Annotated in this window: 14 protein-coding genes; 1 reads left to right on the top strand and 13 read right to left on the bottom strand. The window is 70.4% G+C overall.

What is annotated here, in order from left to right; translation table 11 throughout:
• Positions 1 to 19: 19 nt before the first annotated feature.
• The 10 genes from atpA to ABD241_RS02360 all read right to left on the bottom strand — a co-directional run bounded on the left by atpA (position 20) and on the right by ABD241_RS02360 (position 8,587).
• A complete protein-coding gene (gene atpA, locus ABD241_RS02405; protein WP_344058067.1) occupies positions 20 to 1,651 on the bottom strand; it encodes a F0F1 ATP synthase subunit alpha in 1,632 nt (543 codons plus the stop codon).
• 66 nt (positions 1,652 to 1,717) lie between these two features.
• Positions 1,718 to 2,530 (bottom strand): F0F1 ATP synthase subunit delta, encoded by an 813-nt coding sequence (locus ABD241_RS02400; RefSeq protein ID WP_344058065.1) that lies wholly within the window; start codon positions 2,528 to 2,530, stop codon positions 1,718 to 1,720.
• On the bottom strand, positions 2,530 to 3,132 hold the full coding sequence (locus tag ABD241_RS02395; protein WP_344058063.1) for a F0F1 ATP synthase subunit B: 603 nt from the start codon (positions 3,130 to 3,132) through the stop codon (positions 2,530 to 2,532). Before ABD241_RS02395 ends, ABD241_RS02400 begins: the two co-directional genes overlap by 1 nt.
• 50 nt (positions 3,133 to 3,182) lie before the next feature.
• Positions 3,183 to 3,392 (bottom strand): ATP synthase F0 subunit C, encoded by a 210-nt coding sequence (gene atpE / locus ABD241_RS02390; protein ID WP_026863922.1) that lies wholly within the window; start codon positions 3,390 to 3,392, stop codon positions 3,183 to 3,185.
• Positions 3,393 to 3,512: 120 nt separating this feature from the next.
• Complete coding sequence (gene atpB, locus ABD241_RS02385) at positions 3,513 to 4,295, bottom strand: F0F1 ATP synthase subunit A (protein ID WP_344058061.1); 783 nt, start codon at positions 4,293 to 4,295, stop codon at positions 3,513 to 3,515.
• A gap of 175 nt (positions 4,296 to 4,470) precedes the next feature.
• Positions 4,471 to 4,743: a hypothetical protein gene (locus ABD241_RS02380; RefSeq protein WP_344058059.1), complete on the bottom strand. Its 273-nt coding sequence runs from the start codon at positions 4,741 to 4,743 to the stop codon at positions 4,471 to 4,473.
• Between the two features lie 26 nt (positions 4,744 to 4,769).
• The gene (locus ABD241_RS02375; protein ID WP_344058057.1) at positions 4,770 to 5,243 is read right to left on the bottom strand and encodes a Cg1360 family ATP-synthase-associated protein; all 474 of its coding nucleotides are present in this window, start codon (positions 5,241 to 5,243) and stop codon (positions 4,770 to 4,772) included.
• A gap of 155 nt (positions 5,244 to 5,398) precedes the next feature.
• Positions 5,399 to 6,496, bottom strand: coding sequence for a glycosyltransferase family 4 protein (locus tag ABD241_RS02370; protein WP_344058055.1), 1,098 nt, complete (start codon positions 6,494 to 6,496; stop codon positions 5,399 to 5,401).
• A 45-nt stretch (positions 6,497 to 6,541) separates the two neighbouring features.
• A complete protein-coding gene (locus ABD241_RS02365; protein ID WP_142184520.1) occupies positions 6,542 to 7,819 on the bottom strand; it encodes a serine hydroxymethyltransferase in 1,278 nt (425 codons plus the stop codon).
• 48 nt (positions 7,820 to 7,867) lie between these two features.
• On the bottom strand, positions 7,868 to 8,587 hold the full coding sequence (locus ABD241_RS02360; RefSeq protein ID WP_344058051.1) for an L-threonylcarbamoyladenylate synthase: 720 nt from the start codon (positions 8,585 to 8,587) through the stop codon (positions 7,868 to 7,870).
• A gap of 126 nt (positions 8,588 to 8,713) precedes the next feature.
• Between ABD241_RS02360 and ABD241_RS02355 the strand changes: the two genes are divergently transcribed.
• Entirely contained in the window at positions 8,714 to 9,034 is a 321-nt protein-coding gene (locus ABD241_RS02355) for a hypothetical protein (RefSeq protein ID WP_344058049.1), read from the top strand.
• A gap of 5 nt (positions 9,035 to 9,039) precedes the next feature.
• Here ABD241_RS02355 and prmC read toward each other — a convergent pair whose 3' ends face one another.
• The 3 genes from prmC to rpmE all read right to left on the bottom strand — a co-directional run bounded on the left by prmC (position 9,040) and on the right by rpmE (position 11,333).
• On the bottom strand, positions 9,040 to 9,924 hold the full coding sequence (gene prmC, locus ABD241_RS02350; RefSeq protein WP_344059488.1) for a peptide chain release factor N(5)-glutamine methyltransferase: 885 nt from the start codon (positions 9,922 to 9,924) through the stop codon (positions 9,040 to 9,042).
• 8 nt (positions 9,925 to 9,932) lie between these two features.
• Positions 9,933 to 11,021 carry a peptide chain release factor 1 gene (gene prfA / locus ABD241_RS02345; RefSeq protein WP_344058047.1) on the bottom strand — a complete coding sequence of 363 codons (1,089 nt, stop codon included), beginning with the start codon at positions 11,019 to 11,021 and terminating at the stop codon, positions 9,933 to 9,935.
• 96 nt (positions 11,022 to 11,117) lie between these two features.
• Entirely contained in the window at positions 11,118 to 11,333 is a 216-nt protein-coding gene (gene rpmE, locus ABD241_RS02340) for a 50S ribosomal protein L31 (RefSeq protein ID WP_344058045.1), read from the bottom strand.
• Between the last annotated feature and the right edge of the window lie 23 nt (positions 11,334 to 11,356).

Raw genomic sequence — 11,356 nt, 5'->3', positions numbered from 1 at the left:
GGCGCCATACGGGAGCTGGTCACTTCTGCTTGACGATCTGCGCCTGGGTGATCTGGTCCTCGGAGATCTCGTCGAACTCCTCGTTGCCGGCCTCGAGGCCGTCGCGACCGGTGCCCCGGAAGGTGAACTTGACCTCGTCGACCACCTTGGCGAGAGCCGTCTCGGTGTCGTCGTCGAGCTTGAGCGTCTCGCGGATGGTCTGCAGGATGCGGCCCTCGCGACGCAGCGTCTCGAGCAGCTCCTGCTCGAAGTTGCGGACGTCCTCGACGGCCACGTCGTCGAGCCGGCCGGTCGTGCCGGTCCAGATCGAGACGACCTGCTCCTCGACGGGGTACGGCGAGCTCTGCGGCTGCTTGAGCAGCTCGACGAGGCGCGCACCACGCGCGAGCTGGGCCCGCGAGGCCGGGTCGAGGTCGGAGGCGAACATCGCGAACGCCTCCATCGCACGGAACTGCGCGAGGTCGAGCTTGAGGCGGCCGGCGACCGACTTCATGGCCTTGATCTGCGCGGCACCACCGACTCGGGAGACCGAGACACCCACGTCGATGGCCGGACGCACGTTGGCGTTGAAGAGGTCGGCCTGCAGGTAGATCTGGCCGTCGGTGATCGAGATGACGTTGGTCGGGATGTACGCGGAGACGTCACCGGCCTTGGTCTCGATGATCGGCAGACCGGTCATCGAGCCGTGGCCCAGGTCGTCGGACAGCTTCGCGCAGCGCTCGAGCAGACGGCTGTGCAGGTAGAACACGTCGCCCGGGTAGGCCTCGCGGCCCGGCGGGCGGCGCAGCAGCAGCGACACGGCGCGGTAGGCCTCGGCCTGCTTGCTCAGGTCGTCGAAGACGATGAGGACGTGCTTGCCCTGGTACATCCAGTGCTGACCGATGGCCGAACCGGTGTAGGGGGCGAGGTACTTGAAGCCCGCCGAGTCGGACGCGGGAGCCGCGACGATCGTGGTGTACTCGAGCGCGCCGGCCTCCTCGAGGGTGCCGCGGACCGACGCGATGGTCGAGCCCTTCTGGCCGATGGCGACGTAGATGCAGCGGACCTGGGCGTCGGGGTCACCGGACTCCCAGTTGCGCTTCTGGTTGATGATCGTGTCGATCGCGACCGTGGTCTTGCCGGTCTGGCGGTCGCCGATGATCAGCTGGCGCTGGCCGCGCCCGATCGGCGTCATCGCGTCGATCGACTTGATGCCGGTCTGGAGCGGCTCGTGCACCGACTTGCGCTGCACGACGGTGGGCGCCTGCAGCTCGAGGGCGCGACGCTCGGTGCTCTGGATGTCGCCGAGGCCGTCGATCGGGTTGCCGAGCGGGTCGATGACCCGGCCGAGGAACGCGTCGCCCACGGGGACCGAGAGGACCTCGCCCGTGCGCTTGACGGTCTGGCCCTCCTCGATGCCCGCGAAGTCACCGAGGACGACGACGCCGATCTCGTGGACGTCGAGGTTGAGCGCGAGGCCGAGCGTGCCGTCCTCGAACTGGAGCAGCTCGTTGGTCATGGCCGAGGGCAGACCCTCGACGTGAGCGATGCCGTCACCGGCGTCGGTGACGCGGCCGACCTCTTCGCGGGAGGCCGCGCCGGGCTCGTAGGACTGGACGAACGAGTCCAGTGCGTCCCGGATCTCCTCCGGACGGATCGAAAGCTCCGTCATGTCAGATCTTCTCCTCGGTTTCGACCCGCAAGGGCCGGTGGTTGTTCACAGCTGGTGGTGGACGCCTCAGGCGCCCATGGCCCGGCGGGCCGCGTCGAGCTTGCGGATGACGGTCCCGTCGATGACCTCGTCACCGATCTCGACCTTGACCCCGCCCAGGACCCGGGGGTCGACGACGGTGTTGACGTGGACCGTGCCGCCGTAGAGGGCGGCGAGGCCCGCGGCGAGGCGGGCGCGGTCGTCGTCGGTGAGCGGGACGGCCGAGGTGACGATGGCCGTCTGCTGCTCGCGGCGGCTCGAGGCCGTCTCGAGGTAGCGCTCCACGACCCGGTCGAAACGACGGCCGCGGGGGGCGACCACCGCCTGGCGGGCCAGCACGAGGGTCTCGGGCGTGACCTTCTCCCTCAGCAGCGAGGAGACGAGGTCGCCCCGCTTGTCCGCCGGCGCCTGCGTGTCGGACAGCGCCGCACGCAGGGCCGGGTCGGCAGCGACGATCCGCTCGAAGCGGAACAGCTCGTCCTCGAGCCGGTCGGCACGACCGGCGGTCTCCGCCTGGGCGATGACGGCCTCGACGGCATACGACTCGATGGAGTCGGAGAGGTCACGCTCCGTGCTCCACCGCTGGGCGACGGCACCCTTGAGCACGACCAGCGTCTCGGCGCTGACCTTGCCCGCGAAGAGCCGCTCGGCGAGCTGGGCCTTGTCGGACCCCTCGCGCGAGGGGTCGGCGACGGCGCGACGCAGGGTCGCGCTGCCGTCGAGCACACCGACGACCGCGAAGAGCTCCTCGGCCAGCCGCGCGCGGTCGGCACCGGCCGCGAGGGCGCCGGTGAACGCCTCGCGACTGGCCGCCGCTGCTGCGCGTGAGGGTCCCTGCATCAGACGTCGCCGCCTCGGCTGCCGGCGGCACCGCCGACCTTCTCGCGCACGACGTCGCCCGCCTCGAGCTCGGCGAGGAAGCGCTCGACGATGCCCTTCTGACGGGTCTCGTCGTGCAGGGACTCGCCGACGATGCGGCTGGCGAGGTCGGTCGAGATCCGGCCCACGTCGCCGCGGAGCGAGACGACCGCCTGCTGGCGCTCGGCCTCGATCTGCTTGTGCGCCGTCTCGGTGATCCGCGCCGCCTCGGCCGCCGCGTGCTCGCGCATCTCGGCGAGGATCTGCGCGCCCTGGGCCTTCGCGTCCTCACGGATGCGGGCGGCCTCGGAGCGGGCCTCGACCAGCTGCGCCTGGTACTGCTCGAGCGCGGCCTGGGCCTGCGCCTGGGCCTCCTCCGCCTTGTTCATCCCGCCCTCGATCGCAGCGGTGCGCTCGGCGTAGATCTGCTCGAGGCGCGGCACGACCTTGCTCTTCACGATGAAGTAGAGGATCGCGAAGACCACGAGGCCGAAGATGAACTCCAGCGGGTGCGGAATGATCGGTGCCGCGGTGGCCCAGAAGCCGCCCTCGCCGCCGTCGGCGGTCACGGTAACTGCTTGCATGAGGGTCTCCTAGAGAGAAACGAACGGTACGTCGGAGGGCCCGGCGGACGTCAGGCCTTGAAGACGAAGGCGAGCGCGATACCGAAGATGGCGAGCGCCTCGGTGATGGCCATGCCGAGGAAGGCGATCGGCTGGAGCATGCCGCGGGCCTCGGGCTGACGAGCGACACCGTTGATGTAGGCGGCGAAGATCAGGCCGACACCGATACCGGGGCCGATGGCGGAGAGGCCGTAACCGAGGATGGCGATGTTGCCGGTCATGTTGATTCCATTTCCTTCTGGTCGGTCCCGCTGGCGGTTACCAACGGGGCTGGGTGAAGCGTGGTGGAGCGGGTCGTGCTGGTCTGGCGGGTCGTGCTGGTCGTGCGGTTCGTGCGGCCGTCAGTGCTCGTCGGCCAGGGCGCCGCCGATGTAGAGGGCGGCGAGGAGGGTGAAGACGTAGGCCTGCAGGAACTCCACCAGCAGCTCGAAGAGCGTCATCACGAAGGCGAAGACCCAGGTGACCCCACCGGCGACGACGAGGATGCCGCCGTTGGTGAGCATGTACCAGCCGCCGGTGATGAACAGCACGATGAGGATGTGGCCGGCGAACATGTTGCCGAAGAGTCGCAGGGCGAGCGTGACCGGTCGGGTGAACAGGTCGGTGATGAGCTCGAGGATGAAGATCGGCCCGATCATGGCCTTCGGGAGGCCGGCGGGGACGAGCGACTTCCAGTAGCCGAAGAAGCCGTGCTTGCGCATGCCGACGACGTGGAAGATGACCCAGACGAGCAGGGACAGGGCGATCGGGAAGCCGATGCGGCTCATCGTCGGGTAGCTGAACGGCGGCAGGACGCCGAAGACGTTGTTCACGAGGATGACCATGAACAGCGAGAAGAGCAGCGGGACGAACTTGAGGAACTCCTTGGACCCGATGAGGTCCTTGGCGATGCCGTTGCGCACCAGCCCGTAGACCGCCTCGGTCGCCATCTGCCCGCGGCTCGGGACGATCGCCTTCTTGCGCGTCGTGGCCAGCAGGTACCACACCAGGAGGATGGCCGAGGCGACCATGAGCAGGATCGGGCGGGTGATGGCCCAGGGACCGCTGGTGCCGAACAGCGGCTGCCAGAACTCGCTGACTCCAGGGGCCTCGAAGTCCGTCGGTGCGGCGGCAACGATGCTCACGGATTACTCCTTCGTACGTTCTGGGCGCTTGGGCCGGCGGGCGGCATCAGCAGTTCAGGGGCAGTGCAGGGGGCGGTGCGGAGGGCTGGACCCCGGGTCGGCCGCTCGGCGGGCGACGCGCTGGTCGGCGGCACTGTGCTCGGCCGCGTGCGGGAGGCCAGGATCGGCAGTTGGCTCAATGGGTACCGTATCGGAACCAGATGAGGTATAGCGACAAGGCCATCCCGCCCACGATCCCGGCCCCGACGAGCCACGTCGTGCCGAGCCAGTGGTCGGCCAGCGCACCGAGTCCGCCGTAGATCAGCGGCCCGGTGAGCAGGTACGCGACGGCCCGCCAGGCGGAGTCCTGCTCGCGGCGGTTGAACGCCTGCAGCTGCTCCCGGCGCTCCTCCTCGGTGAGCTCGCGCTCGGGGCTCTCGTCGGGCTCGGGAGGCATCGGTGTGCTCATGTCGGTCCCTGCTCTCACGGCTTCTCTCACGGCTCATCACGCGGCTCCGGCCTCGGCGGACGGTCGAGCGAGGCCTCACCGTCGGGGTCGTACGCGAAGATCCGGAGGCGCTTGTAGGCGCGCATCTCGAAGAAGAGCCAGACCACCGCGCACACCGTGATGGACAGGCCGATGGCGTAGCCGGACGCCCAGGTGACGTCACGCAGCGCGAACATCACGACGCCCAGGACCAGCACCTTGAAGGTGTAGGTGGCCATGACGACCATCATGGTCGTCGTCGGGGGCAGGTCGGCAGTGCGCTTCATGACCAGGAGCGTCAGGCTGAAGAAGAAGATGACGAGCGCCGCACCGAGCGCGGCGGACCAGGCCGCCTTGGGGCTCGAGAAGAGGCCGACGACGACGCAGAGGAGCCCGGTCAGGGCCGTCGGGAGCAAGGAGCCCCGGAGGAGCTGAGCGAACGCATCGGACTGTGATGCGCTGCGGGCCGGTGTGGCGCTCAAGGAGGACCTGCCTGGGTGCGTCGGGAGGCGTGGTGCGGTGTCTCCGTCAGGACGCGTTCGGCGCTTGGGGGGCGTGCGACCTGCGGTGCGTGAATGCAGTGTTCGAGCACCGTCAGCCGCCTTCTCAGACTGCCCTCAGGTGCTTGTGAATGCTATCACAAGCGCTCAGAAGGCCTCCAACGCGGCAGCCAGACGGTGAGGACGACGCCCATCGCCGCCGCCGCTCCGACGACGGCCAACGGGCGCAGTCCGTCCCAGACGACGAAGGACACCGAGCCGAGGGCCACGATGGCGGCCCAGAGGTAGAGGATGAGCACCGCGCGGCGGTGGCCGTGGCCGATCCGCAGCATCCGGTGGTGCAGGTGCATCGCGTCCGGGTGCCAGGGGCGCTGTCCGGCGCGGGTGCGGCGCACCACCGCCAGCAGCATGTCGAGCAGCGGGAGGAGCAGGACCGCGAGGGGGACGAGGATCGGCAGGAACGCCGCGGACACCTCGTTGGCGCTGACCTCGGCCGGGTCGACGTTGCCGGTCAGGGTGATCGTCGCCGCCGAGAGCAGCAGCCCCAGCGTCAGCGCCCCGGAGTCGCCCATGAAGAGCCGCGCCGGGTGGAAGTTGTGCGGCAGGAACCCGGCGCAGCAACCGACGAGGGCGGCCGAGATGAACGTCGCCGTCGAGAAGACGTTGGCCGGCACGAACGAGCGCGACACGAGGTAGCTGTAGATGAAGAACGCCAGTGCCGCGATGCCCACCACGCCGGCGGCCAGCCCGTCGAGGCCGTCGATGAAGTTCACGGCGTTCGTCGAGGCGATGACGACGAGGACGGTGAAGAGCACGAGCACCGGTGTTGGCAGGATCGTCGTCCCGAAGATCGGCAACGACAGCAGCTGCACCCCGGTGTAGGCCATCAGGCCCGCAGCGAGCATCTGCCCGGCGAGCTTGGTCAGCCAGTCCAGCTCGCGGATGTCGTCGAAGGCGCCGAGCAGGCACACGATCCCGCCCGCCACGACGACGCCGATGATCTGCTTGGTCGAGAACAGCGTCCCGAGGTACGGCAGCGCCCGGGCCACCAGCGCGGCCGCCACGAAGCCCAGGTAGATCCCCACTCCCCCGAGGCGGGGGATCGGCGTCTTGTGGACGTCACGCTCACGGACGGCCGTGAACGCGCCCGTGGCGACGGCCAGGCTGCGGACGAAGGGTGTGGCGAGGTACGTGACCGCTGCGGCCACGATGAGGACGAGGACGTACTCGTGCACCTACCGACCTTCGCTCGGGTGCCGTCGCCGGGGCGTGCCGACGGTTCAGCGAGGGTATGCCGGGAAGCGCGTCACGAGGTCGGTGACCTCCGCACGCACCTGCTTGCTGACCTCGTTGTCCGGGTCGGCGTCGCCCTTGGTGACGGCCTGGTGGATGAGCGCGGCGATCTGCTTCATCTCCTCGGTGCCCATCCCCTGGGTCGTCACCGACGGGGTGCCCACCCGGATGCCCGAGGCGATGTTGGGCTTCTGCGGGTCGAACGGGATGGCGTTCTTGTTGAGCACGATGCCGGCGGCGTCGGCCCGCTCCTCGGCCTCCTTGCCGGTGACACCGACCCCCTGCAGGTCGAGCAGCGACAGGTGGGTGTCGGTGCCACCCGTCGTCGGACGGATGCCGAGCTCGAGCAGGCTCGCGGCCAGCTGCTGGCTGTTGGCGATGACGTCCTTGGCGTACTGGGCGTACTCGGGAGTCGCGGCTTCCTTGAAGTTGACCGCCTTGGCCGCGATCGTGTGCATCTGCGGGCCGCCCTGCATCATCGGGAAGATCGCCTTGTCCAGGGCCGCGGCGTGCTCGGCCTTGCACACCAGCGCACCGGAGCGCGGGCCGCGCAGCACCTTGTGCGTCGTGAAGGTCACGACGTCGGCGTACGGCACCGGGGAGGGGATGGCCTTGCCGGCCACGAGCCCGATGAAGTGGGCGGCGTCGACCCAGAGGATGGCGCCGACCTCGTCGGCGATGGCGCGGAAGCGCTCGAAGTCGATGAGGCGCGGGATGGCCGAGCCACCGGCGCAGATCACCTTCGGGCGGTGCTCCCTGGCGAGCGCCTCTACCTGGTCGTAGTCGATGTCCTCGCTCTGCCGGTCGACGCCGTAGTGGACGGCGTTGAACCACTTGCCGGAGAAGGAGACCTTGGTGCCGTGGGTCAGGTGGCCGCCCATCGGCAGCGCCATGGCCAGGATCGTGTCGCCGGGCGACATGAACGCGCCGTAGACGGCCTGGTTGGCGCTGGCACCCGAGTGGGCCTGCACGTTGGCGTGGTCGGCGCCGAAGAGGGCCTTGGCGCGGTCGATGGCGATCTGCTCCGCCTTGTCGACCTCGGAGCAGCCGCCGTAGTAGCGACGCCCCGGGTAGCCCTCGGCGTACTTGTTCGACAGCGTGGAGCCCAGGGCGGTGAGGACCGCCGGCGAGCTGATGTTCTCGCTCGCGATGAGCTGCAGGCCACCGCGGATGCGGTCGAGCTCGGAGAGGAGCACTCCCGCGATGTCCGGGTCGAAGGACTGCAGGGCGCCGAAGTCGGAACCGTAGAACGTGTCGTCAGCCATGGAAGGTCTCCGGGTGGGTCGGGAGTGGGGCGCGAGCGCGGGCCAACTCTATTGGGTCGGGCCGTGGTCGTCCGCGGACCGCTCGCCGGTGGACAGGTCGGCGTCGGCATCGGGCGCCGGCGCCTCGAGCGGCGGTTCGGGCTCCAGGGCCGCGTCGATGTCCGCCTGCGAGAGGGCGCCGAGACGCAGGGTGACCGGCGTCTCCCCCGTGCAGTCGATGATGGTCGAGGGCTGCCCCTCCCCCGCGGTGCCGCCCTCGAGGTAGACGGCGACGGACTCGCCGAGCATCGCCCGTGCCTCGTCGGCCGTTCGCGCTGCCGGGTCGCCGGTCGTGTTGGCGCTCGTGACGGCCATCGGGCCGATGTCGCCGAGCAGCTCGAGGGTGATCTCGTGGTCGGGCACGCGCAGGGCCACGGTGCCGTTGGTCTCCCCGAGGTCCCAGTGCAGCGAGGTCTGCGCCTTGAGCACCAGCGTCAGGGGCCCGGGCCAGAACTTCTCCATGAGTCGCTGGGCGTAGTCGGGGACCTGGGTGGCCAGGCCCTGCGCCGTGCGGGCCGTGGGGATGAGCACCGGCGGCGGCATGTCGCGTCCGCGGCCCTTGGCAGCGAGGACCGAGGCCACCGCGGTGGCGTCGAACGCGTCGCACCCGATGCCGTAGACGGTGTCGGTCGGCAGGACGACGATCTCACCGCGCCGCACGGCGGCGGCAGCGGCCGGGATGCCCTCGGCGCGACCCGCAGGATCGGTGCAGTCGTAGCGCTCGCTCACAGGGCAAGAGCCTACTTGGCGCGCCTGGATTCCCCGGCGCAGGGCCGAGCCGCCGGCTCACAGCGGATTCACAGCGCAGATCGGTACACATCGGCTCCCGACATCGCAGTCCAGAGGAGGAACAGGATGGGCCCGATCAAGTCGCTGTGGGCCAGCGTGCAGGGAGACCCGGTCTTCATGCGCAAGGTCAACGGGTGGCTCGCCATCTTCTGGATCGTGATGATCCCGGTCTCCATGGTCTTCGGGTGGCTCAACTCCGTGGTCTACGTCTCCGCGCTCTCGCTCTGGGCCCTCGTGTCGGGCCACTGGTCCGCGTGGCAGGCCGCCCGCGTGGAGGTCAAGCAGCAGGAGGAGGCGCACCAGTCCCGGAAGCAGGACGTGCCCGAGCAGGTCGTCGACCTGCTCCTCCGCACGACCGACATCGAGCCGGACGGCGCGACCTCGTAGGGCGGTTACGGCGCGGACGCGGCGCGCCGGGCGGTCGTGACGCGCGGCCGGCCGGAGAGGTCGACGTGGTCGGAGACGTCGCTCCACCGCCCCGTCGCCTGCAGCCGCCGGGGCAGGCTCTCGCCCTGGGAGTCCGCGTGCTCGACCAGGACCAGGCCGCCGGGACGCAGCAGCGCCGCCGCCACCCGGACGACCGCCACGGGGATGGCCAGCCCGTCCTCGCTGCCGCCGTAGAGCGCCACCTCGGGGTCGTGGTCGCGGACCTCCGGGTCGAGCGGCACCGCGCCGACCGGGATGTAGGGCGGGTTGACGGTCACGACGTCGACGTCGCCGGCCCAGTCCTCGAAGCACGGCTGGGTCGCATCGCCCTGCACGACCTCGACGTCGAGGCCCAGTCGGTCGCGGTTCGCGACTGCCCAGGCGTACGCGTCGGGCGAGAGCTCGAGGCCGCGCACCTCCGTACCGGGCCGTTCGTCCTTCAGCGACAGCGCGATCGCGCCGCTGCCGGAGCAGAGGTCGACGACGCGCACGGGGCTGTGGCGGTCGGGCTCGGCAGCGCGCCGGTCGACCTCGGCGAGGGCCAGGTCGACGAGCACCTCGGTCTCCGGTCGGGGGACGAAGACGCCCGGCCCCACCGACAGGGTGAGCCGGCGGAAGTGGGCACGACCGGTCAGGTGCTGGAGCGGGACCCGGTGGGCGCGCTCGTCGACGAGGGCGGCATACGCCCCCGGGAGCGTGCGGCCACCGAGCACGAGGAGCCGGCGGACCTCCGAGGCTTCGACGCCGAGGACGTGCGCCGCGAGCTCGACGGCGTCGACCTCGGCCGAGGCCACGCCGGCCTCCCGCAACCGGGCAGCGGCCGATCGGACGCCGGCGCGCAGGTCGGTCACGCCGTCCGTCACGCGCGGGACCCGTCGTCGGCGAGCGCGGCCAGCTTCGCGGCCTCGTCGGCGTCGAGCGCCGACTGCACGACGGGGTCGAGGTCCCCGTCGAGCACGGAGTCGAGGTTGTAGGACTTGTAGCCGGTGCGGTGGTCGGAGATGCGGTTCTCCGGGAAGTTGTAGGTGCGGATGCGCTCGGACCGGTCGACGGTGCGCACCTGCGAGCGACGGGCGGCGCTGGCCTCGGCGTCCGCCTCGTCCTTGGCCATCTGGTGCAGCCGGGCCCGGAGGACGCGCATCGCGGCCTCCTTGTTCTGCAGCTGCGACTTCTCGTTCTGGCACGACACGACCAGGCCGGTCGGGACGTGCGTGATGCGCACGGCCGAGTCGGTCGTGTTGACGCTCTGTCCGCCCGGGCCGCTGCTGCGGTAGACGTCGATGCGCAGGTCGTTGGGGTCGATGGTCACCTCGACCTCCTCCGCCTCCGGCATGACGAGGACCCCGGCGGCCGAGGTGTGGATGCGGCCCTGGCTCTCGGTGACGGGCACGCGCTGCACGCGGTGCACACCGCCTTCGTACTTCAGCCGCGCCCACGGGCCCTCCCCCAGCCCGGGCGTGCCCTTGGACCGCACGGAGACGCGTACGTCCTTGTAGCCGCCGAGGTCGCTCTCGGTGGCGTCTTCGATGGCCGTGCGCCAGCCGCGCTGCTCCGCGTAGCGGAGGTACATCCTCAGCAGGTCGCCGGCGAAGAGCGCCGACTCGTCACCGCCCTCGCCGGCCTTCACCTCGAGGATGACGTCACGGTCGTCGTCCGGGTCTCGGGGAACGAGCATGCGACGCAGGTGCTCCTCCGCGGCACCGAGGCGCGCCGCCAGCGCGGGCACCTCCTCGGCGAACGACTCGTCCTCGCCCGCCAGCTCGCGGGCGGCGGCGAGGTCGTCACCGGCCGCCTGCCACGCGCGGGCGGCCGCCACGGTGGGCGCCAGGGCGGCATACCGCTTGTTGAGGCTGCGCACGAGGTCCTGGTCGCCGTGCACGGCGGGGTCGGCGAGCTGCTGCTCGAGCTCGGCGTACTCGTCGAGGATCGACCGGACGGATTCGAGCACGGGAGGCCCTTCGGCTCAGCGGGACACGTGGACGGCTGGGTAAGACGAACGCCGGCCCCCGACGACCGAAGTCGCGGGGGCCGGCGTGCGGGAGACCTACTTGGCGGCCTTCTTGCCGTAGCGGGCCTCGAACCGGGCCACGCGGCCACCGGTGTCGAGGATCTTCTGCTTGCCCGTGTAGAACGGGTGGCACTGCGAGCACACGTCGGCCGAGATCTTGCCGGACGTCTCGGTGCTGCGCGTCGTGAACGTGTTGCCACACGTGCAGGTCACCGTGGTCTCGACGTACTGGGGGTGAAGGTCCTTCTTCAACGTTGTCTCCTAGGCTAGTCGGC

The sequence above is a fragment of the Terrabacter lapilli genome (assembly GCF_039531305.1).
GTDB lineage: Bacteria > Actinomycetota > Actinomycetes > Actinomycetales > Dermatophilaceae > Terrabacter > Terrabacter lapilli.
This window is presented reverse-complemented; position numbering and strand designations above follow the sequence as displayed.